Source organism: Streptomyces sp. NPDC103540 (assembly GCF_055584445.1).
Map to the genome: position 1 here is coordinate 202,941 of NZ_JBVJMA010000016.1, position 22,751 is coordinate 225,691.

Sequence of the window (22,751 nt, forward strand, 5' to 3'; positions counted from 1 at the left end):
GGGCCCCGGCCCCGGCCCCGGGAGCTGTGACGCGGGCGTCAACAGGGATCGCCGAGGACGCGGATGAGGACGCAGGTGAGGACGCAGGTGAGGACGCGGATGAGGACGCAGGTGAGGGCGCGGGTGAGGACGCGGGGACTTCCCCGGTCGCGGGGACTTCCCCGGTCGCGGGGGAGGTGGGGGCAACAGCGGGCACAGGACTCTCCGTTCGAGGCATCGCCAGAGCGGTCGGCGGGCAACTGAGTGAGACCGTAGCAGATGGTTTCGTTGCAGACGATATTCAACGGATCGAATTGTTAGACTCGACGCATGACCGCTATGGCGTCCACCCGAACCCAGCCCGACCTCTCCTTCCTCCTGGACCACACCAGCCGCGCCCTGCGCACCCGCATGGCGGCGGCCCTGGGGGAGATCGGACTCACCGCCCGCATGCACTGCGTCCTCGTTCACGCGCAGGAGGAGGAGCGGACCCAGATCCAACTGGCCGAGATCGGCGACATGGACAAGACGACGATGGTCGTCACGGTCGACGCCCTGGAGAAGGCGGGCCTGGCCGAACGGCGCCCCTCCACCAAGGACCGCCGCGCCCGCATCATCTCGGTCACCGAGAAGGGGGCGGCCCTCAGCGTCACGAGCCGGCGCATCGTCGATGAGGTGCACGCCGAGGCGCTGGCCTCCCTCGCCCCCGCCGACCGCGAGACCCTCCTGCGCGTGCTGGCCTCCCTCGCCGAGGGCCCCCTGGACGCACCGGCCGAAGCCCCCCGCCCGGCCCGCCGCGCCCGCCAGTGAGACCCGTCCGCCCGTGTCGGGCCCCCGTTCGACCGACAGGCCCCCGTCCGACCGGACGGGGGCCTGCCGCGTCCCCCCTCCAGGCCCGGCGCGGGGAATACGTCGTCCGGCTCTTCTGTTCCGGGGTATAGTTGAATCGTAAACAATCTTGGGAATGGGGAGCCATGCAGTTCGGAATCTTCACCGTCGGCGACGTCACACCCGATCCGACGACCGGACGCACACCCGGCGAGCACGAGCGCATCAAGGCGATGCTCGCCATCGCGCAGAAGGCCGAGGAGGTCGGCCTCGACGTCTTCGCCACCGGCGAGCACCACAACCCGCCGTTCGTCCCCTCCTCGCCGACCACGATGCTCGGCTACATCGCCGCCCGCACCGAGAAGCTGATCCTCTCCACCTCGACCACCCTGATCACCACCAACGACCCGGTGAAGATCGCCGAGGACTTCGCGATGCTCCAGCACATCGCGGACGGCCGCGTCGACGTCATGATGGGCCGCGGCAACACCGGCCCGGTCTACCCCTGGTTCGGCAAGGACATCCGCGACGGCATCGACCTCGCCATCGAGAACTACGCCCTCCTGCGCCGCCTGTGGGACGAGGACGTCGTCAGCTGGAAGGGCAAGTTCCGCACGCCGCTGCAGTCCTTCACCTCCACCCCGCGCCCGCTGGACGGCGTCGCGCCCTTCGTGTGGCACGGCTCCATCCGCTCCCCCGAGATCGCCGAGCAGGCCGCGTACTACGGCGACGGCTTCTTCCACAACAACATCTTCTGGCCGGCCTCCCACACCCGACAGATGGTCAACCTCTACCGGGAGCGCTACGCCCACTACGGACACGGCACCCCCGAGCAGGCCATCGTCGGCCTCGGCGGCCAGGTGTTCATGCGCCGCAACTCCCAGGACGCGGTGCGCGAGTTCCGCCCCTACTTCGACAACGCGCCGGTGTACGGGCACGGCCCCTCCCTGGAGGAGTTCACCTCCCAGACGCCCCTGACCGTCGGCTCGCCCCAGGAGGTCATCGAGCGCACCCTGTCCTTCCGGGACTACGCAGGCGACTACCAGCGCCAGCTGTTCCTCGTCGACCACGCCGGCCTGCCCCTGAAGACCGTCCTGGAGCAGCTCGACCTCCTCGGCGAAGAGGTCGTACCGGTCCTGCGCAAGGAGTTCGCGAACCTGCGCCCGGCCGGCGTACCGGACGCGCCCACCCACTCGGCCCGCGTGGAAGCGGCCCGGGAGACCACGAAGCGGGAGCCGCGGGCATGAAGCTCGTCATCGTCTCGGCGGGCCTGAGCTCGCCCTCCTCCACCCGACTGCTCGCCGACCGCCTCGCCGCCGCGACCCTCGACCACGTCGACGTCGACGCTGACGCCGAGCCCGAGGTGATCGAACTGCGCGACCTCGCCACGGAGATCGCCCGGCACTTCGTCACCGGATTCCCCTCCGACCGGCTGGCCGCCGCGCTCGACGCGGTGGCCGCCGCGGACGGCCTGATCGCCGTGACACCGGTGTTCGCGGGGTCCTACAGCGGCCTGTTCAAGTCGTTCTTCGACGTCATCGACAAGGACGCCCTCACCGGCAAGCCGGTGCTCCTCGGCGCGACCGGCGGAACGGCCCGCCACTCCCTGGTCACCGAACACGCCCTGCGCCCGCTGTTCACCTACCTGCGCGCGGTCGTACCGCCGACCGCCGTCTACGCGGCCTCGGAGGACTGGGGCGACGAGGGCCTGGACCGACGGATCTCCCGCGCGGGCGCGGAACTGGCACGCCTCCTCGCTCCCGCGGCCCCCGCCCCCGCCCCCGCCTCCGCGCCCACCCCGACCCCGGTCGCGGTCCCCACCCCCCGGGACACCGTCCCGGACGTGGACACCACCGCCGCGATCGCCCCTCGCTCGACGACCGGCGCGATCACCTCGGTGGACGCGTCGGCCGGCTTTAAGATCGTGCCCTTCGAGCAGCGCCTGGCCGCCCTGCGCACGGAGTGACCGCACCCCCCTCGGGGCCCCCGGGGTGGCACCGGCACCACCCCGCGGACGGGCCCCAGGGGGATCGTGGTCGGCCGGCGCGGCCGACAGGCTGGGAGCGACCGCATCCGCTCCCACGGGGAGGCCGACTCCGCATGCACGCCCTCAGCAAACCCGCACGACCGACCCCGCCCGCCCCGCCCGCCCGTCTCACCCTCCGCGCCCGTCTCACCCTGCTCGCCCTCATCGGCCTGCTCACCCTCCCCACCCCACCCGCGAGCGCCACCCCCACGCACCCGGCCGCCGCCGCGCACCCCGTCCCCGCCCGCTACGCCCACCAACGCCTCCACTGGGCCCCCTGCGCCCCCGGCCCGCCCACCACCGCCCCACCCACCACCACACCCACCACCACCCCACCCACCACCCCACCCACCACCGCCTTGGAATGCGCCGACATGGCGGTGCCCCGCGACTGGAACCGGCCCGCCTCCGGTCCCTCCCTCACCCTCGCCGTGTCCCGCCTGCGCGCCCCCGACCCGGCCGCACGACGCGGCGTCCTCGTCGTGGCGGCCGGCGGCCCCGGCGCCTCCGGCCTCGCCCGCCCCACCGGCCTGGCCTCGTACGCACCCCACCTGGCCGCCGCCTACGACATCGCGGGCTTCGACCAGCGCGGCATCGGCGCGAGCACCCGCGTGGCCTGCGCCGACCAGGCCGCCGTGGACGCCCTGTTCACCAGCGGCGACCTGCGCGACCGCTCGCCGAGGGCCGTACGCGACACCGTCGCCCGCGCCCACGCCTTCGTACGGGACTGCCGGCGCGCCTCCGGCGCACTCCTGCCGTACCTCACCACCGACCAGGCCGCGCGCGACCTGGACCTCTACCGCTCCCTCCTCGGCGTCGACCGGATCTCCTACTACGGACCCTCGTACGCGAGCCTGCTCGGCGCCCGCTACGCCGACCGCTTCCCGCACCGCGTGGACCGCGTCGTCCTCGACAGCGTCATCGATCCCTCCGGCACCTGGGAACGGTTCATGACGGGGGGACAGCCGGGACAGCCGGGGCAGCCCCTCAGCTTCCAACGCCGCTTCGACCAGGACTTCCTGCCGTGGCTGGCCGCCCACGACGCCACGTACCACCACGGCCGCACCCCCGCCGAGACGGGCGCCTCCTTCGAGCGGATCCGCGCGGCGCTCAGCGCCCACCCGCTCGACCTCGACGGCACCGTCGTCACCGCCAACCACCTCGACGCGGCGGCCGCGAGCCTCGTCTACAACGGCGCGGGCTTCCCCGACCTGGCCCTCCTCCTCGGCGTCCTGAGGGACCCGGACACCGCCGACCCCGGCGTCCGCAAGGCCCTCGCCGGCAAGCTCCGCCACCCGATGGCGGCCGACTTCGCCGCGGCCTTCTTCTCCTTCGTCTGCGCGGACGACCCCTGGACGCGAGACACCCGCCACTGGATCGACAAGAGCGCCGCCGACACCCGTACGCATCCCCTGGTCGGGGCGCGCGAGCTGACGTTCGCGTCGATCTGCGCCGCCTGGCCCCGCCCCGCCGACCACCACCCCACCCGGCCCCGCCCCGCCACCGGGCCCGGCGGCCGCGGCCCCGCGGGAGCACCGCCCGTCCTCCTGCTGAACTCCCGACGCGACCCCGCGACCCACTACGAGAGCGCCCTGGGCGCGCACCGCGCCCTGCCGGGGTCGCGGCTGATCACCGTCGAAGGCGGCGACCACGGCAACCACCAGAACGGCAACGCGTGCGTGGACGCGTACGTCGAGGACCACCTCCTGCGGGGCCGCCTGCCCGCGGCCGACGCCTCCTGCGCGGGCAATCCCCTGCCGAACCCGAACCCGAACCCGAACCCCAACCGGAACCCGACCCCGACCCTGAACCCGACCCTGAACCCGAGCCCGAACCCCGCTCCGCGCTCTGATTGAATGGATCACCTGTTCGGTGACCAGGGGAGCGTGTCGTGAGAGTGATCATCGCCGAGGATTCGGTGATCCTCCGTGAAGGCATGGTGGAGTTGCTGACCGCCCGCGGCTGCGAGGTCCTCGCCACCGCGGGCGACGCGGACGAACTGCTCGCCGCCGCCGCCGAACACCGCCCCGACGTCGCCGTCGTCGACATCCGCATGCCGCCGACCCACACCGACGAGGGCATCCGCGCCGCGGTCCGGCTCCGCGCCGACCAACCCGACGTGGGCGTCCTCGTCTTCTCCCAACACGCCGAACCGTCCTGGGCGGCCCGCCTCCTGGCCGGCGACGCCTCCGGGATCGGCTACCTCCTGAAGGAACGCGTCGCCGCCACCGCCGACTTCCTCGACGCACTGCGCCGGGTGGCCGCCGGAGGCGTGGCCCTCGACCCGGAGATCGTCAGCCGCATGCTGAACAGCGGTACGCGCCCGCTCGACCGACTGACCGCCCGCGAACGCGAGGTCCTGGACCTGATGGCCCAGGGCCACTCCAACCGCTCCATCGCGGCGCTCCTCGTCGTCTCCGAGCGGTCCGTGGAGAAGCACGCGGCGTCCGTGTTCACCAAGTTCGACCTGCCGCCGACCGACGCGGACAACCGCCGCGTCAAGGCCGTCGTCGCCTACCTGCGCGAGGTCGGGCCCTGACGTCCAGCCCCAGGGGGGCGGATATCCGAACCCCGAAGACGGGCGGTGGCACGATGGTCCGCCGCCACCGCGCCTTCGAGAATCGAAGCATGTCACCGAGCACCGAAGCCACCACCCGCACCACCCCCCACGCGGCCCCCCGCACCACCCCCCACGCCGGCGCCCCGCGACCCGGCCCCGCCATCCACGCCCGGAACCTGCACCGCACCCACGGCCGCGGCCGCGACGCGGTCCACGCCCTGCGCGGCGTGGACATCACCTTCGCCCCCGGCACGTTCACCGCGGTGATGGGCCCCTCCGGCTCGGGCAAGTCGACCCTGCTGCACTGCGTCGCCGGCATGGACCGCCCCACGACCGGCACCGTCCACTGGGGCACGACGGACATCACCGCCCTGCCCGAACGACGCCTCGCGCGCCTGCGGCGTACCGAAGCGGGGTTCATCTTCCAGTCGTACAACCTGATGCCTGCCATGACCGTCGAGCAGAACGTCGCCCTCCCCGCCCGCCTCGCCGGCACCCGCGTCGACCGGGCCGCCGTCACCGCCGCCCTCGCACAGGTCGGCCTGGCCGACCGGGGCGGGGAGCGCCCCGGCCGCCTCTCCGGCGGGCAACAACAACGCGTGGCCGTCGCCCGCGCCCTGTACGCCCGTCCGCCCGTCCTCTTCGCCGACGAACCGACCGGCGCCCTCGACCGCTCCACCGGCAGGGACGTCCTGCGCCTGCTGCGCGAGCGCGTGGACGCCGAGGGCCGTACCTGCGTGATGGTGACGCACGACCCCTTCGCGGCGAGCTTCGCCGACCGCGTCGTCGTCCTCGCCGACGGCCTCCTCGTCGACGAACTCCTGCGCCCCACCGCCGCACAGGTCGCCGACAAGCTGAGCGGGCTCGCATGCTGAGGCTCGCCCTGGGAACCCTGCGCGCCCGGCCCGCGTCGTTCGCCGGCCCCGCCACCGCCCTCCTGCTCTCCGTCACCGTCATCACCCTGTTCGCCTCCCTCATCGCCACGGCCATCGCCGGCGGCGGCGACTCCCGCCTCGCGATGATCGGCGGGGCGTTCGGCGAGATCGCGATGCTGATGACCCTGTTCGTCGTCGTGAACACCCTCGGCTTCTCCCTGCGCCGGCAAGCCCGCGACATGACCCTCCTGCGGACCACCGGAGCCACCCCTGCCCAGGTCAAACGGCTCGTCAGGTGCCAGGTGCTCCTGATGACCCTGCTCGTCTCACCACCGGCCTGGGCCCTCGGCGTCCAGGGAGCGGACGCCTTCCTCACCGCCCTCGCCGTCCGCGGCCTGGCCCCCGCCACCGCCGCCCTGCCCTCCTCGCCGCTCCCCGCGCTGATCGCCACCGCGGCCACCCTCCTCGTCGCCGTCGGCGCCGCGAGCCTCGCCGCCCGGCGCGCGGTCCGCGGCAGGCCCTCCGAGGCCGCCGCCGAAACGGCCGCCGAACAGGGCCGATCGGGCCCGCTCCGCGCCGTCGCGGGAGCGCTCGTCCTCGCCGGCGCCGGCTTCCTGTGCGCGTTCACCGCCCGACAGCCCCTGGACAAGGCCGCCCAGGCCGCCCTCCTCACCTCGCTGCTCCTCCTGGTCGCCGTCGGACTCCTCGGCCCCTTCCTGGCCCGCTTCGCGATGGTCCTGCTCGGCCTGCCGTTCCGGCTGACGGGCAGCCGCCACCGCGGCGACGCCGGTGGCCGGCTCGCCGCCGACAACCTGCGCGGCCACGCCCACCGGCTGTCCTCCGCCGTGGTACCGATCACCCTGCTGGTCGGGCTCTCGACGACGTTCGCCGCCATCACGGGAACCCTGCGCGAGGTCGCCCCGCCGGGGGCGTACGCCGAGAGCGACGTCTGGCTGCGCGGAGTGGAACTCGCCATGCTCGCCGGCTTCGGCACCGTCGCCACCGTCAACACCCTCGTCTCGCTGACCGCCGCCAGGCGCCGCGAGTACGCGCTGCTCACCCTGACCGGAGCCACCCGACGCCAACTGCTGCGCATGCTCGGCGCGGAAGCCACCCTGACCGCCCTGGCGGGAGTGCTCCTCGGGCTCCTGGTCGCCGCACCCCCCGCCGTCGCCTTCGCGGTGGCCGCCACCGACGGCGCCCTCCCCACGGTCGCCCCCGGAACCTCCGCCACCCTGGTCCTGGGCGTGATGGCGCTGACCGCCGCCACGATCCTCCTCACCGGCCTGAAGGCCACCTCCGCACCCCCCGTCTCGGCCGCGGCCGCCGCATGACGACACCCCCACCCGCCGCCGCACCCCCACCCGCCGCCGCACCCGACCTCGCCGCCGCGCCCGCCCCCGCGGCCGCACCCGACCTCGCACCCCCACCCGCCACCGCCACCGCCCCCTCACCCACCCCCGCCCGGCGCACGCCGCGCCGCGCCACGCTCGCCTACGCCCTCGCCGGCCTGCCCCTGTCCCTCCTCGGCCTCGTCTACGTCCTGGCCGTCCTCTACGTCGGCGGCCTGCTCTCGCTGACCCTGATCGGACTGCCCCTCCTCGCCGTCGGCCTCCGGGGCGCCCGCCACCTCGGCCGCGCCCACGCCCGACTGATCCGCGCCCTCCTCGACGAGCCGGTCGAAGCCCCCGCGCTCCCACCGGCCGTCCCGGGCGGGAACCGCCGGATCCGCTGGATCCGCGACAGCCTGACCGACGCGACCGCCTGGCGCGCCGTGCTGTACCTGACGCTCCGCTTCCCGCTCGACGTCCTCGCCCTCGCCGCCACCGTCGGCCTGCCGGTGGCCGCCGTCTGGTCCCTCGTGTGGGTCCTGACCACCCACCCCGGGCCCCGTCCCGCCGCGGCCGGCATCCTGGCCGCCCTGATCGCCCTGCCCGTCACCCCGTTCGCGGCCCGCGTCGTCCTGCACGCCCACCGCCGGCTCGCCCGCACCCTGCTGGGCCCCACCACCGCCCAACGACGCGTCCACACCCTCGAACGGGCCCGCAGCACCGCCCTCACCGAAGGCGCCCGCAGCCTGCGCCAGGTCGAACGGGACCTGCACGACGGCACGCAGGCACAACTCGTCGCCATCGCCATCACCCTGTCGCTGACCGCCGACACCCTCGACGCCGACACCCTCGAAGGCGACGCCCCGCCCACCGACCGCACCCGCGCACTCGTCGCCCGCGCCCGCACCCAGACCGACGCGGCCATCGCCGAACTGCGCCGCCTCATCGACGGCATCAGCCCCGCCGCCCTCGACCTGGGCCTCGCCGACGCCCTGCCCCGCCTGACGTCCCAGGCCGGCGTACCGGTCACGCTGAAGGTGGACGTCGCCGAACGACCCGACGCGGTGATCGAGCGCGTGGCGTACTTCTGCGTGGCCGAACTCCTCACGAACATCAGCAAGCACAGCGGCGCGACCCGGGCCTCGGTCCACGCGGAACTCGACGCGGGCCGGCTGCGCCTGCGCGTCCACGACGACGGAGTCGGCGGCGCCCGCGTCGGAGCCGGCACCGGCCTCGCGGGCCTGCGCGAACGCCTCACCGCCGTCGACGGCACCCTGACCCTCGACAGCCCGCCCGCGGGCCCGACCACCGCGCTGATCGAACTCCCCGCCCACATCTGACCCCGCCCCCGCCCCACCCCCTTGACCTCAACCGAACTCCAGGTCATACGTTCATCCCACCAACGAAGAACGGCCCGGGGGAGAAGACCTCACATGACGAACACGCACCTGACCGAAGCGCCCCTGACCGACGCGCAGCTCGCCGCCCAGCCCGCCGCCTACTGGACCGGCATGGCCTACGAGGCCCTGATCGCCTTCACCCGAGCCCGCCAGGCCGAACACGGCTTCACCCAGCCCCAGTTCTGGCTGCTGCGCAACCTCTCCCCGAACGACCTCCACCCCCACGGCGCGGGCAGGACGGTCGCCGAACTCCACGAGGCGATGAGCTCCTACCTCAGGGCCGAGGACGACCTGGAGGCGGAGGCCGGGCCGCTCGTGGAGCGCGGCTGGCTCACCCGGGACGCCGAAGGCAGGCTGTCGATCACCGAGCGGGGCGAGAGCGCCCGCGTCGACCTCTCCCGGCACAGCCCCGCTATCCGCGAGGCCATCCACGAGGGCATCGACGACGCCGACTACGTCACCACCCTGAAGGTCCTGCGACGGATGATGCGCAACGTCCGGGCCTGACGTGCGAGGATCGGCACCGTGGGGGACACGGGCACATGGAGCACGGGACCGCGGACCGGGCCCGAGGGCCAGGCCGCCCTCCTGACGCTGGCCGAACGCGCGGCCCGCACCGACGCCCCCCACGCCCCGTTCGACGTCCTGCGCCTCGTGTGCCGCTGGTGTGACGCCGACGAGTTCGAGGCGGCGTACGGCGAGGTCTTCTGCTTCGGCTGCTGCCTCCCCATGGGCGTACCGGACGGCGTCCAGGAAGGCTTCCCGGGCCAGTTCCCCTGGACCCTCCACCCCTCCACCGGGCCCGCGGGTTCCACCCACTGCCCCGACGGTCACCGCGTGTTCGAGGTCGCCATCGCCCGCCTCCTCACCGAGGACCACCGCACCCGGACCCTCACCGTCGCCCTGCGCTGCCCGGACGACGGACGCCTCCACCTCCACGTGGACAACGCCCGCACCGACATCGCGTACGCGCGCACGGGCGACCACGACACCGGCAGGGGCACGACGACCCTCGCACCGCCCGCCCGTTTCGGCCCCGAGGGGGCGGGGGAGGATCAGCGCTGCGAACCGGCGCGAGCAGACGCCGGCTCCTGACGGGGAAGGCCCGGGTATGGCTCAGGGAACTGTGAAGTGGTTCAACGCGGAGAAGGGCTTCGGATTCATCGCCCCGGACGACGGCACACCGGACGTCTTCGTCCACTTCTCCGCGATCGACTCCACCGGCTACCGGTCGTTGGACGAGAACCAGCGGGTGGAGTTCTCCACCTCGCAGGGCCCCAAGGGCCCGCAGGCCGAACAGGTCCGCCCCCTCTGACACCGCACGAGGACCGCCCCGGCCCACCCGGGGCGGTCCGACCCCCGCCGAACCGCGGCCTGGAGTTGCTCCCGTGCCCGTCGAGACCGGGACGACGGGGTGGTGGAAAGGCGCGTCGTGGGGGACCGGATCGAGCTGTGGGTCAGGAAGACCGCGCTCTGGTGGCTGTTGGTCGCCCTCGGCGGCACAGGGGCGTCGGAGCAGGGAGGGCGGCCGCTCAGGATCCTCGCGGCGCTGATCGCCACGTCGGCGCCGGCGGAAGTCGCCCGCACCACGCACAGGCTCCTCGCCGATCCGCGCCCCGCGAAGGAGCGCCCGGAACGACACATCGAGGAGTCCCCCGCTCCGTAGGCTCCCCAAGGCCCACGGGCGATCGGCACTGTTGACGACCGGGCGACCGAGGGGGCACCCATGGGTTCCGACGACCACTCCGCACCCCGCTGGGCGTGGTGGGTGATCGGCATCGTGATCCCCCTGGTCGGCATCATGGTGACCGTCTCGATGGCCCCCGACAGCCGGCCGGACGCGAACCCCCCGCCGGACCCCCGCCCCGGCGCCGTCTCCCCCTCTCCCTCCTCCGCCGGCATCCGCTAAGGCCCCGTCGTCTTCGAGAGCGACATGATCGGCGGCGGCCAGGTCGTGGAGTTCGACGCGACCGCACCCCTGGTCGCCGGCACCCTCAAGGGATCCGACCTCAAGGTCGGAGCGACCACGGGCAAACCGCTCCTCTGGGCCGGGGCCATCGCCCCCCTGGCCGCCGGCGCCCCCGACGCCACCGCCGCATCCTGCGCGGAAGCCCTCGAACGCAACGGCACGGACACGGCGGAGGCCGTCACGGGAGCCCGGTTCTGCCTGAGGACCACCGAAGGCCGCACCGTCCACCTCCGGGTGCTCACGGCCACCCCCGGCACCACCAAGGTCCCCGTCCGCTTCGAGGCCACCGTCTGGAACACCCCCTGACCCCCCCCCGCGACACCGGCCGGCGGGGGCGCGACGGACCCGTGTCCGCCCCACCCCCGCCCCCCACCCCCGCCGTCGGTCAGCCGAGGGCCACCACGGCGAACCACACCTTGTCGGCCGCCTGCCGGCACGCGAAGTCGTAGCCCGGAGGCTTCGGCGGACCGCCGTACCGACCGCCGCGCTCGGGCCCGTAGGCGCACGCCCGGTACAGGTCCTGCTTGAACACCTCGTCCACCCGGTTCTTCGGGCCGGCGATGCCGACCCCGGTGACCCCCGCGACACCGTTGCGGAAGCCCTCCTCACCCAGTGCGTCGCGGTAGCCCCGGTAGCCGATGTCGTGGCGGGCACACGCGGACTCGAACTCGATCCCGAACCTATGCAGGGAGTTCCCGATCACATTGCACTCGGTCTTCTCCCAGCGGAAGGCGTACGGGTCGGGCTCGCCGGCGAGGTGACTGCTCCGCGCCCAGATCCAGGCGGCCGTGGCCTTGTCACCCGGCTCCGTCAGCTCGTTCAGCCGCCGCACCTTCTGCTCGGCGGGCAGCGCCGGAGCGGGATCGGTGAGCCTGGGCATGGCGAACCAGTCGCCGAGCAGGCCACGGCGCGACACCCCGGCGCCACCGGGCCAGACTCCGTACACCCACCCGTCGGACGTGCCGGCGAAGGACTCGCCGGCTCCACCGACCACACTCCACTTCCGCGTGCCCGCGTCGAACCGGCTCACGACGCCGCTCCCCGGGGCGGTCGCCAACAACGCCTCGCCACCGCCGTGGATGTGCTGCATCCGGTCGGCGATGTTCTGCCAGCCGCCCCGGGGCGTCCACTCGGCGACGGACCCGTCCGCCCAGAGCCGGTACAGCGCGCCGCCGGTGACGGCGAGCTCGACCCCGTTGCCGCCGACCGTCCGCCAGGCGCCGTCCGCGTACCGGGCGACCTCCTTCCCGCCCGGCAGCACGGCGAACAGCCCGGCCCCACCGCCGTGGATGCGCTCGACACGACCCTCGACGGGAAGCCGGACGGTCGACCAGCCGCCTTGCGGGGTCCACCGGTGCAGGGAGGTCCGGTCGAGGGACAGCCCGTACAACGCGTCGTCGGTGACGGCGAAGTCGGCCCCCGCAGCGCCGATCGTTTCCCACTTGCCTCCGTCGTACCGGGCGACGTCACCCTTGCCGGTCAGTACGGCGAACAACCCCGCGCGCCCGCCGTGGATCTCCCGGACACCGTCGTTGATCTTCACCCAGGAGTCCTGCCGGGTGGCCTTGTACACCTCCGTCCCGTTGCGGGCCAGGGCGTACACCTCGGTCCCCGCCGAGACCAGCGACCCCACGCGGTCGGGCGAGGCGTCATGGGCCGACCGCCTGGAGCCGGAGGCGGGTGCGGCGTTGGCGGCGACCCCGAGGGCGAGGACACCGATCATGAGCAGGCACAACAGGCGGACGCCGCCGTGCAGCCTCCTCCAGAACGCGGCGGCCCGATGCGTGGCACGGGTGTTCATGGTGATCCCTTTCCGGAACGTCAGGGCGGTACGGGTCGGAGAAGACGCTGCGCCCCGAACCGTTCGTTCGCCGGGACACCTCCACATCCATGCAGGTCAGAGCATCAAAGACGCCGAATTTCCGCGAACGTAAGCGAACTTCCCGCGCCCCCGGGAACCTGATCGGAAGACGCGTAGGCGCTGGACGGAGGCCAGGATGCACACGGAACGGCACACGGAACCGCGCACGGGCCTCGTACGCCGCCCCGGTCCGCACGGACGCTGGAGCGCCCCCGCCTGCTGGGTGGCGGTCGCGGCCCTGGTCGCGCTGACGCTGATCGCCAACCACCACCAGGCGCAGCGGACACCCGACCCGATCGCGCCTCCCCCACACGCTCGACGGCCGGCACGTGACCGAACCGGCGCCCGGCACCCGTCGACTAGCCTGAGCGCCCGTGAACAGACGACGGCAGAAGAGACTGTCCAAGCGCCTCGTCGAGGCGGCGATGTTCGGCGATCCCACCCGCGTCACCGAGCTGCTGCGGTCCGGAGCCTGCCCGCGGACCACCGACGCCGAAGGCACCACACCCCTCTACGCGGCATCGGTCAACGGAGCGACCGACAACGTCCTGCGCCTGCTGGCGGCCGGAGCCCCGCCCGACACCGAGAGCGGACGCGGCACGGAAGGCACACCCCTGTGCGCGGCCGCCTGCTGGGGCCACACCGAGACCGTCCGGGCCCTGCTCGCCCACGGCGCCGACCCCAACCTCCGCGAAGACCACGGCACGGGCCGAACCCCGCTCGAATGGGCGATGACCGGCCCCCACCCCGAAACGATCGCCGCACTCCGCGCCGCGGGCGCACAGGTCTCCACTCGGGCAGCGCCACGCTGACGTGGCGATGGGGGACAGATTGGCCTAGACCTATTGTGTGCCCTCGTCCGTGACGGTACGTTCATGTCCGGCTGCGCAGCCCGCACTTACCGCACCACATCGCATCGTCAGGCACGCTGCCGGGCATCCCGGCATTTTTCAGGAGGACATGCAATGTACCGCCGCACAGCAGCCGCCCTCGCCACCGCCCTCACGGCCGGCGCCCTCGCGCTCGGCGCCGCGGGCACCGCCGAGGCCGTCCCCGGCACCGGCTTCTACGCGCGCAGCAACCACGCCTCGTACACCGAATGCGTGGCCGCCGGCCGGGCCGGCTACAACATCTGGGGCCCCGTCTTCTTCTGCGAGCCCTTCGGCCCCGCCCGCCCGGACCTCACCACCCTCTGGGTCCGCTACTGACCTGCCCCACCCGGCTGCTTGCGATGCCGCGTGTGAGTGTCACCGGGGTGCCGCGGGTGTTGTCAGGGGTGGTTGGTGGCGTTGTTGCTGGTGAGGGGATTCTGGTCGGCTTCCGGTGACATTTTGATGCGGTCTGTGGGGTGTCATCGGCGTGCGTTGCTGGTGGACAGCGACGTGCGGTGTCTATGGCCTTGCGGGGGCTTCAGGCCAGGTATCCGGCGATGAGGACGAGGGCCCCGCCGAGGCCAGCGAGAATGAAGGAGAGCTGGACATGGCGGTGCTTTTTCCACGCGATCTTGCTCATGTTGATGAGCTGGTTGCTGAGGATCGGCAGCATGTCCTGTTGTTCGAGCTTTTGGGTGAGGGCTGTCGGTTCCCAGAACTGCAGGTGGCCGAAGTAGATGAAGTGGTCGGTTGCCTCGGCTTGTAGTTGCTTTCGGCTGCGTAGGCGGGGAGCGACGACGGTGATTGCGCAGAGGGCGCCGGCCATGATGAGGATGATGCCGATCCATAGTGGGGCGCGTACGCGGAGGCCGGTGAGGTTGTCGAAGAGGTGGCCCTTGTCGGAGAGCGCGACGATGCCAGCGAGGGCGGCTGACTCCAGGGTGAGTGCGAACGATGCCTTGGCGTCGACCCGTGCTGTCCATTCACCAAGTGCCTGGTGGATCCGCCATGCGGTGTCGCGAGGGTCTTGGGTGGTCATGGCTTCGACATCCACGAGGACTTGTAGATGGTGATGGTTTCGCCACCGACCTCGCGCGTGTAGGGGCCTTCCCACATGAGGGGCTTGTCCTGGCCGCTGCTGTATTTCGTGTGCTCGGCGATCCGTTTGAATACGGCTTCTGTGACGTACGTGCGGTAGTTGCCGTTTCTGATGTCGCTGAGCTTGGCCGCCACGTTGGGGGCTCGGCCGATGGAGACGAGGTCGTTGCTGCCTCGCACGCCGCCACGGACGACGAGGGCGGTACCTGTGTCGATCCCGACACAGTGCTTGATCTCGAAGCCTTTGCTCCTGATGGAGGACAGGTTGGCCTCCACTTTGGGGGTCACGATCTTTTGGACAACGTGGTTGATCTGCAGCGCGCATCGTGCGGCATCGGTGTTCTTGTTGTCCCCCATGAAGATCGCCATGACTCGATCGCCGTCAAAGCTTCGGATCTGGCCGCCCTTCGCCTTGATGACACGGCAGGTGGCGTCCAGGTAGGCGCGGATGACTTTGGCGGCCGTGGTGCGGGTGAATTCGCGGGCGAGGCCGGTGGAGTCGGCCAGGTCTGCGTAGAGGTAGACGGCGTCGATTTCTACGGCTCCGTTGCTGAGCTTCACGTCCTCAGTGGCAGGGACGACCGTTCCCTTGCGGGTATCCCAGTCGGAGCAGACCACGCTCGTGACAGCTGCTTCGATCTCATCTGCAAGCCCCATAAGTCATCCGATCTCCATATGAATTGGGGGCTGCAACCTATCAGCGGGCACTGACAACGCTCAGGGGTTTGTGCGGGTCGATCTCTGCGTGCGGTGCTTGTACCGCAGGCCACCGGCCGTTGTCTCCGGTTCGCGCCTTTTGGGTCTATGGCCCGTTTTCCGGCGGTGTCATGGGGATGAGCCGTTTTGTTGGCCGGGGTTGGGTCGGGGTGGTGGTGTGCGGTGGCTGTGCTGCCGGAAGACGACGTGCTGGTGGGCGGGGTGCTTCCATCCGGGGCGGGGCGTGAGGGTGCGGTTGCCCGTCTCATGGCGTTGGATGTCCGGGGCGAGCTGACGTCGGCTCATGTGCGTTTGGTGGCGTTGGGGCTCGGGGTTTCGGTCCGTACGGTGCGCCGTTGGGTTGAGGCGGCCCGTAGGGAGGGCCGGACGGGGCCTTTGCCGCGTCCGCATTTCACGCTCACTCCTCGCGTGCGGGGGCTTTTGGCCTTGTGGGGAGGGAACGCGGCTGCCGTGCACCGCGAGCTCCTGACCCAGGTCCGCCAGGCCGGGGATGAGCAGCAGGTGCCGTCCCTGGCAACGCTGCAGCGCGCGATCGTGCGGGATTTGTCGGTGGGGGAGCGGGCGGGCCTGAAGGGCGGTGAGGCTGCTCGTCGCCGGTATGACGTGTATGGCAAGCGCCCGCGGACGCACCGGAACGCGTGTTGGGAGGGTGATCACAAGCGGATTCCGGTCCGGGTGGACCTTGAGGGTTCTGCGGTGTGTCCGTGGGTGACGTGGTTCATCGATGTCGCGACGAAGGCGATCGTGGGGGTGGCGGTTACCCCGCATCAGCCAGCACGGGACGCGGTTCTGGCCGCGTTGCGCACTGGGATCAGCCGGCAGGATCCGTACGGCCCGTTCGGTGGTCTGCCCGGGGTGGTGCGCGTCGACCGGGGCAAGGAGTTCCTGTGTCGGACGGTGGAGCGCGCTCTGGGCACCTTCGCGGTCCCCGTGGATGATCTGCCGGCGTACAAGCCGTACCGGAAAGGCACCATTGAGGCGTTGAACGGCGCGGTCGAGGCGATGCTGCTGGTCTCGCTGCCGGGCTATACGCACCGTGCTCGCCCCGCGGAGGCGTACCACCCGGACCCTGTGGTGGATCTCCTCTCGTACCCGGACTTCGTGAAGGTCCTCTTGGACTGGGTGGCGTGGTGGAACACCGAGCACCACCCTGCGGGTTTGGATGCCAACCTGACGCCGTTGGCGGCGTGGGAGGCGGATCCCACTCCGGTCGAGGACGTCGCGGAGGAGCGGCTGGCGTTTTTCGCGTTGGAGGACGACGGCCGGCTGCGGAAGATCACCACGAACGGGATCAGCTGGCGGCGCCGTGCCTACATCGCGCCGTGGATGGCCGGGCACGTCGGCATGCGGGTCCGTCTGCGGTATCTGCCGCACTACGACGGGCGGATCGAGGTGTTCTCCACCGAGGAGTGGGGCCGTCACCTGGGCAGCGCCTATCTCGCGGAGGCGGCGACGCTGGAGCAGCGTCGTGCGCTGAGTTCGGTCAGGGAGAAGAAGGCCCGCGCTCTGAAAGCGGATCTGAAGGCGGCGGAGAAGCTGCGCAAGGTCCGCTACACGGCGACGACGACGGCTGCCGTGCCCCGTCCGCGGCACACGGTCACTTCCTCTCAGGCCAAGGCGGAGATCGCCCGGGCCAGGGGCGCGGATCTGGCGGCCCGGGCGCTGCCGGACCTGATTCCTCCCCGCGAGCCCCCGGCTTCCTGGGCCCGGCCGGTTGTCCGCCCGCGCCGTGCGGCCGACTCGCAAACAGATGTCGAGCAGGCAGCCGACGGCGCGCCGCCTGGAGCGGCTGGTGCCCGTGACGACAGCGGGGAGCGTTGAGCGATGGTGACTGCTGAGCGACAGGGCCGGCTGCCGCGTGAGCGGGAGGACCACTTCATGCGCCTGCCGGGCGCCCAGGTCGTCTCCACGCGCGCGCTGCTCATGGTCCGGGAGAACATCCGTGCCGCGATCGAGGCCAGAGCCATGATCTGCATCTACGGCCAAGCGGGCCGGGGTAAGTCGCTGGCGGTGAACACCTCGCTGCGCGAGCTCGCGCCGAAGCTGACACGCCGGATCCAGTTCCGCTCCCGCCCCTCGACCCGCGACCTGCGCCACGAGCTGTTCCACGCGCTCGGCCTGCAGGGCCGCCCGCCAGGGCAGCCGATTGAGTTCGACCGGATGCTGCGCGGCGCCCTGGAGGAGACGCACGTCCTGGTCTGTGACGAGGCGCAGTGGCTGTCGAAGATGTGTTTCGAGTACTTGCGCTATTTGTGGGATGACATCGGCTCGGACCTGACGATCGTGTTCACGGGCGGCGACGGCTGTTTCGAGATGCTGCAGAGCGAGCCGATGCTGGAGTCCCGGGTGTACGCGTGGCAGGAGATCGAGCCGATGCCGCTGGAGGAGGTCCTCACCGTCATTCCGGCCTTCCATCCCGTGTGGGCGGACGCGGACCTGGACCTGATCGCGATGTGCGATGACGAGGCCGCGCACGGGAACCTCCGGGCCTGGGCGAAGATCACCCATCACCTGACCGTCGGGATGAAGGAGTCCGGGCGGATCCTGGACGAGGACCTGCTGCGCTGGGCCTACAGCAAGCTGCCCAAGCGTCCGGTGGTGGCCTGAGGTGCTGAGCTGCCCGAACCCGCCGCCGGTCACGGTGGTCCTGGACCCGTACGACGACGTGGTCCACACCCGGGCGGCCCTGGCCTCCCATGCTCCGCAGCACGGTCGCCTCACCGTTCATCCGACTCCGGGGACCGACGCCGCGGTCGCGCTTGCCTACGACGTCCTCGCCGCCTTGGGCAAGCCCGTCCCTCTGGGTGGCTACCGCCATCTCGACCCGGCCCCGGTTTGGTCGATCGCCGCGGCCTGGATTCTTGCGACCCCCATCACGCACCTGACCCTGCTGCGCGCCCACCTGCTCACCCCGCACCGCTTCAAAGGCCTCATGACCCTGCGCCGGCGCACGGGCATCCGCCTGGTCCTGGTATGCCACCGCCGGTCGATGAGGGCGTTCCTGGAGCGCGAACTGCTCCAGGTGGACCACGTCGTAGCAGATGCCTCGGCTCTGCTGTCCGAGGCCGAGCAGGCCGTCTTGGACCGCCAGGTCCCGCAAGCTGCGCGGCCGTTGGCGAACCGCTGGATCTGCCTGCCGGCCTTGACCACCCTCAAGGCCTTCGACGAGCTGACCGGCATGTGCCGGTGTGCCGCGCCGTTGGCAGCGGACCGGGACTTCTTCCCGCCGGTGATGCCGCCGGCTACCGAGGCGGAGGTGGCGTGGCGCCTTCACCGTGCGACGGCACACCCGTACCTGGCGGCTCAGCTCGCCACAGCCACGTTCACCGCGGCCTCCACCACCCAGCTCGCCACCGCCCACGTCCGCGACCTCGCCGCAGACGCCACGACCATCACGCTGCACGACCAAGGACTGCGCCAGGGCTGCATGGCCCACCCTGTTCCCGAGTGGGCCCGCCCGTTGCTGAGGGCGGCGGCTCTCCTGCGGCAGACCGGGCCCAAGACCAACGGTCCGCTCTTCACCGATCCGCTGGGAACTCTGGGGCTGCCGTCCCTGATGGCATTCGCCGAGGAATGCAGACTGCGCCCGCCCCAGCCACCGCGCCCCAAGCTGCGCCGGAGTCGGCGAGCGGCCCCACCGGGCGCCGCGGAGCCGGCGAAGACCATCTGGCCCGTGTGCACCGCCCATCACAGGCTCAGGTGGGTGCAGGATGAGCCTGATCGGATGCAGGGCTGCCCGTACCCGCCTCCCCATACCCGAAAGACCATCGAGAGGCGGAAGAAGGGGTGGCTGCCGCCGGACTACGGACTGCGTGGGCTTCGGCATCTGCGCTGAAGGCCCACGATTCCGCCGCCGGTTGTCACTGGGGAGCCGTCACTTGCGGGACCTGCTCTCGGTGGTGAAGAAAGCTATGGGTGGGGTGTAACGGTGGGGCTGGTTCTGCGTACTACGTGATGAGGCTGCCGTGTGGGTGGTGCTCGAGGGCGTAGGGATCCGGCTGGTGCCGGGATGGATGCGGGGAGCCGAGGATCTGTGAGCGATGACCTGGTGGCGTCGGCCGGGGAGCAGGGTGGCCCGTGCCCGGCGCTGCGTACCTCGCTTGGCGCGCACTATCGGCAGTGGTTCCCCAAGCTCGTCGGGTTTTTGACCACGCACTGCCATGTTCCGCAGGCGAAGGCCGAGGACATCGTGCACTCGGCTTACGAGGCGGTGTGGCAGAAGCTGTCCGGAACGCCGGTCGAGGCGCAGCGTTGGCAGGACGCGACCGAGGCGGAGCGGACGACCTACGTGCGGCGGCAGGTGCTCTGGCGGCGGGGCGATGACCGCAAGGTAGCCGAGCATGAGGTGATGGGCGCCGAGATCCCGGAGGAGAGGGACCGGACCAGCGCCTCGCTCGATCCGGCCGATGTCGTGGTGAGGAACGAGACCTCGGATGAGGTACGGGTGAACCTTCAGCAGATGAGCCCGCGGGATCGGATCGTTCTGGCCCTGGAGGGCCTGGGCTTCAGCCCGACTGAGCAGGCCGCGTACCTGGGGGTGAAGCCCGGGGCGGCCCGGACGGCGGGCCACCGGGCCAGAGCACGGTACGAGACGCAGTTCCCCATGGCGAGTGCGGAGGGAATCGAATGAAGCCGGGTGAGGAGTACTACGACACCACTGTTGACGCAATGCCGGAGCGGGCCGGAGAAAACGAGATCCTGATGATCGCAGACGATTTTGTCGAAGACCACGATGATGCCTTCGAGGGGTTCCTCGCTCAGTACGACATGCTCGTGGCACGGGGTGAGGTTCCTACCTACACGGACGGGGAACTGAGCGAGCGGTTCGATCGGATCACCGATTGCTCTGTGACCGCTTCCGAGGGTGCGCTCCGGGCGGAGGACTTTAAGCCTCACGACAGCGAAGAGACGACTGAGACGGCGTTTGCCGCTCTCCCGCTTGTGGTTCAAGACGACATTCTTGATCAGGTCCACGCGGGCGAGCGACAGCCTCTGCCATGCGACGAGGCACGGCAGAGGCAGTGGGCGCGGCTGCTGAAGTGGTTCTCCGGACAGGCCGCGGAGCGGAACCGCCAGTCGACCACGGCGGGGGCGTGGGTGCATCGGAGGCTTGACTTGCGCGAGGCAGGCGGAAGGGAAGCCAGCACTGCGACCAGGACGGCTCGGTTGCTTCTGGCGGCATCTCTGTTCGAGGGGACGCGAACAGAGATGTTGCTTCGGGCTGTCGAGATGTCGTCGAGAGAGCTTGAGCTAATTCGTGACTCGATGGCATTGGACGGGGAGAGAACAACAGAGCATTGGTTCGTGGCCGCCAACGACTCAGTGCCCACGCCAGTACACCTACGGAGTGGGCCAGAGGCGCTTCCATCTGGCTATGAGCTGACAGGGCGTCGACTCTTCTCGGTAGAGGCAACACCATTGGCAGCACCGCCCTCTCGGAGAGTTCTGCGGGAGGCAGCACCTGAGAGAACGGGAGTTTGGTTGCGGCATGCGGCAGTTCCACGAGGGTTGCCTCGCGTAAGCAATCGCGGGCTATCACCTGTGCACGATCCACCAAGCATGGATGACCATCGGCTGGCATTCACTGATGAAGCTGGTCTGCACGTGGTGATGCTGGTGCTGCCCGAACGCGTTGAAAGGGCGGAAGGACGTGACCAGCTTGTGGTGGATCGAATGGACGAACTGCAGCTGTGGTGGCACCTCACTGAAGCGCAGCAGGCTCCTGAGGTAGTTGCCGCAGTCGTCATGTCCGGTGCCGAGCCTGCGTCATCGCCGCCTATTTCCCGACTAGGAGCGGTGCCTGTCGGCAGGCCTGACCAAGTCACCGCGATGATGCTGGCGCTTCCGGGGGACCTGGGAGTGGAATGCGACCTCACCAGCATCCGGAGCTTCGTCCGTGGCGTGCTCAGAAGCGGCTTTGCCGCATCGCCTCAGAAAGAGCCGTCCGCCTGATGGGCCGCCGTAGCGTTCGTACCGAAGGTGCGCGACGGCGGCCCCATGCGCGGTCCCGGCGCGGCCCACTGGACTGCCACGGCGTGGTGACATCGCCGTGGGCCAATGTGAATCGAGATGTAACGGGAGCGGCTAAGTCTGCGTACTACCTACGACGGGGTGAGGGCGCCTCGCATATGAACTGAGGTAATTCTGATGGCTGTTGAGATGCCGGAACACACCGGCGGACCGGCTCTGGTTTCCGCCGAGCCCACCGAGGCTGTTTCGGCGGAGCTCCCGATGACGCCGCGGCGGCTGCAGGTGAAGCGAGGGCGGGTGGCCGCGCTGGGGGCCGTCGGATTGGTGTTCGTGCCGGCCACCGTGGCCCTCGCTCGGATGGACCCGAGCTGGGCCGACCCCCTGCAGGTAGGGTTTGGTGCCGCGGCCGTCTACATCGCCTTGGCCCTCGCGATCCGACGCTGGTGGTCCTAGCTCATTCTCGACAACGACCTCGTGTTGTCGCCGGTCGGTGGACCCGCTACGAGATGTTCTTTCCAGAATCTAGCTAGATACATTTTTGAAGCAGCTAAGGCCGGCTGACCGGTCAGATGAGGTCTGTTGGGTGGTTGACGGGGCCGCCGGTCCAGGCGCCGTCTGGCGGTCCGCCGCTTGCGCCGATGACCCAGAATCAGATGATTGTGATGATTGCGGGGGCGGCGGCGAGGACTTTGAGCCATTTACCCAAGGCATCTTGCATGTCCTGGGTGGTCGGGACCAGGGCGGTTGTTGCGAGGGCTGTCCAGGTGACCAGGCATAGCGCCCCGCTGATGAGTGCCCAGCCTTTGACCCGACTCACAGTGCCCTCGCTCTTCTGATGTCAGTGGCACCCCATCATGCCTGGAGAGGCGGCTCCGCGAGGAGGACACCCCAGAGCCCCTTTGCTGCCGGCGGCCCGCAGAGCGGGCTGGTCTGGAGGCGGAGCCGGAAGACCCCAGGGTGGGGAGCGGAGCGGACCCCCGCCCAACTGGCCGAAGGCCCCGACCCCGTGAAACGGGGTCACCCCAGCCCGCGAAGCGGGCCGTTCGGGTGGAGCTAGCGAAACCCGAACCAGTCCGAAGCGAAGCGCAGGACCCCGGCCCGAAGGGCCGGCGCTGGCTCGACTGGGCCGAGCCAGCGCCGAGCGCAGCGAGGTGGTTCGTTGCTCTGGAGCGAAGCGGAGGAGCCAGGTGCCGAAGGCACCTCGGCCGAGCGCAGCGAGGCCGTTCTCTCCTGAGCGCGCAGCGCTCAGGTACCCGCTCCGCGGG

The 22,751-nt window shown here is 71.0% G+C and carries 25 protein-coding genes; 22 read left to right on the forward strand and 3 right to left on the reverse strand.

Annotation, left to right across the window (positions count from 1 at the left end):
• Window positions 1-309 precede the first annotated feature (309 nt).
• The 14 genes from ACZ6ZI_RS32390 to ACZ6ZI_RS32455 all read left to right on the forward strand — a co-directional run bounded on the left by ACZ6ZI_RS32390 (window position 310) and on the right by ACZ6ZI_RS32455 (window position 11,274).
• Window positions 310-789, forward strand: coding sequence for a MarR family winged helix-turn-helix transcriptional regulator (locus ACZ6ZI_RS32390; RefSeq protein WP_469526873.1), 480 nt, complete (start codon window positions 310-312; stop codon window positions 787-789).
• Window positions 790-953: 164 nt separating this feature from the next.
• Window positions 954-2,054 carry an LLM class flavin-dependent oxidoreductase gene (locus tag ACZ6ZI_RS32395; protein ID WP_363062806.1) on the forward strand — a complete coding sequence of 367 codons (1,101 nt, stop codon included), beginning with the start codon at window positions 954-956 and terminating at the stop codon, window positions 2,052-2,054.
• Window positions 2,051-2,773, forward strand: a complete 723-nt coding sequence (locus ACZ6ZI_RS32400; RefSeq protein WP_469526876.1) for a CE1759 family FMN reductase — start codon at window positions 2,051-2,053, stop codon at window positions 2,771-2,773. Before ACZ6ZI_RS32395 ends, ACZ6ZI_RS32400 begins: the two co-directional genes overlap by 4 nt.
• 134 nt (window positions 2,774-2,907) lie before the next feature.
• Window positions 2,908-4,689 carry an alpha/beta fold hydrolase gene (locus tag ACZ6ZI_RS32405; protein ID WP_469526879.1) on the forward strand — a complete coding sequence of 594 codons (1,782 nt, stop codon included), beginning with the start codon at window positions 2,908-2,910 and terminating at the stop codon, window positions 4,687-4,689.
• Window positions 4,690-4,730: 41 nt separating this feature from the next.
• Window positions 4,731-5,372, forward strand: a complete 642-nt coding sequence (locus ACZ6ZI_RS32410) for a response regulator transcription factor (protein WP_363062858.1) — start codon at window positions 4,731-4,733, stop codon at window positions 5,370-5,372.
• Between the two features lie 89 nt (window positions 5,373-5,461).
• Complete coding sequence (locus ACZ6ZI_RS32415) at window positions 5,462-6,268, forward strand: ABC transporter ATP-binding protein (RefSeq protein ID WP_469526881.1); 807 nt, start codon at window positions 5,462-5,464, stop codon at window positions 6,266-6,268.
• Complete coding sequence (locus tag ACZ6ZI_RS32420) at window positions 6,262-7,602, forward strand: FtsX-like permease family protein (RefSeq protein WP_469526883.1); 1,341 nt, start codon at window positions 6,262-6,264, stop codon at window positions 7,600-7,602. The genes ACZ6ZI_RS32415 and ACZ6ZI_RS32420 overlap by 7 nt, the downstream gene beginning before the upstream one ends.
• Window positions 7,599-8,939: a sensor histidine kinase gene (locus tag ACZ6ZI_RS32425; protein WP_469526884.1), complete on the forward strand. Its 1,341-nt coding sequence runs from the start codon at window positions 7,599-7,601 to the stop codon at window positions 8,937-8,939. The genes ACZ6ZI_RS32420 and ACZ6ZI_RS32425 overlap by 4 nt, the downstream gene beginning before the upstream one ends.
• 93 nt (window positions 8,940-9,032) lie before the next feature.
• Window positions 9,033-9,506, forward strand: a complete 474-nt coding sequence (locus ACZ6ZI_RS32430; protein WP_469526885.1) for a MarR family transcriptional regulator — start codon at window positions 9,033-9,035, stop codon at window positions 9,504-9,506.
• 18 nt (window positions 9,507-9,524) lie between these two features.
• Entirely contained in the window at window positions 9,525-10,094 is a 570-nt protein-coding gene (locus tag ACZ6ZI_RS32435) for a hypothetical protein (protein WP_469526890.1), read from the forward strand.
• Between the two features lie 16 nt (window positions 10,095-10,110).
• Window positions 10,111-10,314, forward strand: coding sequence for a cold-shock protein (locus tag ACZ6ZI_RS32440; protein WP_356883022.1), 204 nt, complete (start codon window positions 10,111-10,113; stop codon window positions 10,312-10,314).
• A gap of 117 nt (window positions 10,315-10,431) precedes the next feature.
• Window positions 10,432-10,665 (forward strand): hypothetical protein, encoded by a 234-nt coding sequence (locus tag ACZ6ZI_RS32445; RefSeq protein WP_469526893.1) that lies wholly within the window; start codon window positions 10,432-10,434, stop codon window positions 10,663-10,665.
• Window positions 10,666-10,725: 60 nt separating this feature from the next.
• The gene (locus ACZ6ZI_RS32450) at window positions 10,726-10,908 is read left to right on the forward strand and encodes a hypothetical protein (RefSeq protein WP_469526896.1); all 183 of its coding nucleotides are present in this window, start codon (window positions 10,726-10,728) and stop codon (window positions 10,906-10,908) included.
• A 24-nt stretch (window positions 10,909-10,932) separates the two neighbouring features.
• Window positions 10,933-11,274 carry a hypothetical protein gene (locus tag ACZ6ZI_RS32455; protein WP_469526897.1) on the forward strand — a complete coding sequence of 114 codons (342 nt, stop codon included), beginning with the start codon at window positions 10,933-10,935 and terminating at the stop codon, window positions 11,272-11,274.
• A 79-nt stretch (window positions 11,275-11,353) separates the two neighbouring features.
• Here the strand turns inward: ACZ6ZI_RS32455 and ACZ6ZI_RS32460 are convergent, their stop codons facing one another.
• Window positions 11,354-12,769, reverse strand: coding sequence for a phospholipase A2 (locus tag ACZ6ZI_RS32460; protein ID WP_469526898.1), 1,416 nt, complete (start codon window positions 12,767-12,769; stop codon window positions 11,354-11,356).
• Between the two features lie 434 nt (window positions 12,770-13,203).
• Here ACZ6ZI_RS32460 and ACZ6ZI_RS32465 point away from each other — a divergent pair, with 434 nt between their 5' ends.
• Window positions 13,204-13,641, forward strand: coding sequence for an ankyrin repeat domain-containing protein (locus ACZ6ZI_RS32465; RefSeq protein WP_469526901.1), 438 nt, complete (start codon window positions 13,204-13,206; stop codon window positions 13,639-13,641).
• Window positions 13,642-13,794: 153 nt separating this feature from the next.
• Entirely contained in the window at window positions 13,795-14,037 is a 243-nt protein-coding gene (locus ACZ6ZI_RS32470; RefSeq protein WP_363062782.1) for a hypothetical protein, read from the forward strand.
• Window positions 14,038-14,239: 202 nt separating this feature from the next.
• On the opposite strand, the gene ACZ6ZI_RS32475 is transcribed toward ACZ6ZI_RS32470, so the two are convergent.
• Together ACZ6ZI_RS32475 and ACZ6ZI_RS32480 are read right to left on the reverse strand one after the other, a co-directional pair.
• Window positions 14,240-14,740 (reverse strand): Pycsar system effector family protein, encoded by a 501-nt coding sequence (locus ACZ6ZI_RS32475; RefSeq protein ID WP_469526905.1) that lies wholly within the window; start codon window positions 14,738-14,740, stop codon window positions 14,240-14,242.
• Window positions 14,737-15,456 (reverse strand): adenylate/guanylate cyclase domain-containing protein, encoded by a 720-nt coding sequence (locus ACZ6ZI_RS32480; protein WP_469526907.1) that lies wholly within the window; start codon window positions 15,454-15,456, stop codon window positions 14,737-14,739. The genes ACZ6ZI_RS32475 and ACZ6ZI_RS32480 overlap by 4 nt, the downstream gene beginning before the upstream one ends.
• A 306-nt stretch (window positions 15,457-15,762) precedes the next feature.
• On the opposite strand from ACZ6ZI_RS32480, the gene ACZ6ZI_RS32485 reads away from it, so the two are divergent.
• The 6 genes from ACZ6ZI_RS32485 to ACZ6ZI_RS32510 all read left to right on the forward strand — a co-directional run bounded on the left by ACZ6ZI_RS32485 (window position 15,763) and on the right by ACZ6ZI_RS32510 (window position 21,939).
• Complete coding sequence (locus ACZ6ZI_RS32485; RefSeq protein ID WP_469526930.1) at window positions 15,763-17,337, forward strand: Mu transposase C-terminal domain-containing protein; 1,575 nt, start codon at window positions 15,763-15,765, stop codon at window positions 17,335-17,337.
• Window positions 17,338-17,340: 3 nt separating this feature from the next.
• Entirely contained in the window at window positions 17,341-18,123 is a 783-nt protein-coding gene (locus tag ACZ6ZI_RS32490; protein WP_469526909.1) for an AAA family ATPase, read from the forward strand.
• Window position 18,124: 1 nt separating this feature from the next.
• Window positions 18,125-19,351: a hypothetical protein gene (locus ACZ6ZI_RS32495; RefSeq protein WP_469526912.1), complete on the forward strand. Its 1,227-nt coding sequence runs from the start codon at window positions 18,125-18,127 to the stop codon at window positions 19,349-19,351.
• A gap of 198 nt (window positions 19,352-19,549) precedes the next feature.
• On the forward strand, window positions 19,550-20,146 hold the full coding sequence (locus ACZ6ZI_RS32500) for an RNA polymerase sigma factor (protein WP_469526914.1): 597 nt from the start codon (window positions 19,550-19,552) through the stop codon (window positions 20,144-20,146).
• Window positions 20,143-21,468, forward strand: a complete 1,326-nt coding sequence (locus tag ACZ6ZI_RS32505) for a hypothetical protein (RefSeq protein WP_469526916.1) — start codon at window positions 20,143-20,145, stop codon at window positions 21,466-21,468. The genes ACZ6ZI_RS32500 and ACZ6ZI_RS32505 overlap by 4 nt, the downstream gene beginning before the upstream one ends.
• A gap of 195 nt (window positions 21,469-21,663) precedes the next feature.
• Window positions 21,664-21,939 carry a hypothetical protein gene (locus ACZ6ZI_RS32510; protein ID WP_469526919.1) on the forward strand — a complete coding sequence of 92 codons (276 nt, stop codon included), beginning with the start codon at window positions 21,664-21,666 and terminating at the stop codon, window positions 21,937-21,939.
• Window positions 21,940-22,751: the final 812 nt, after the last annotated feature.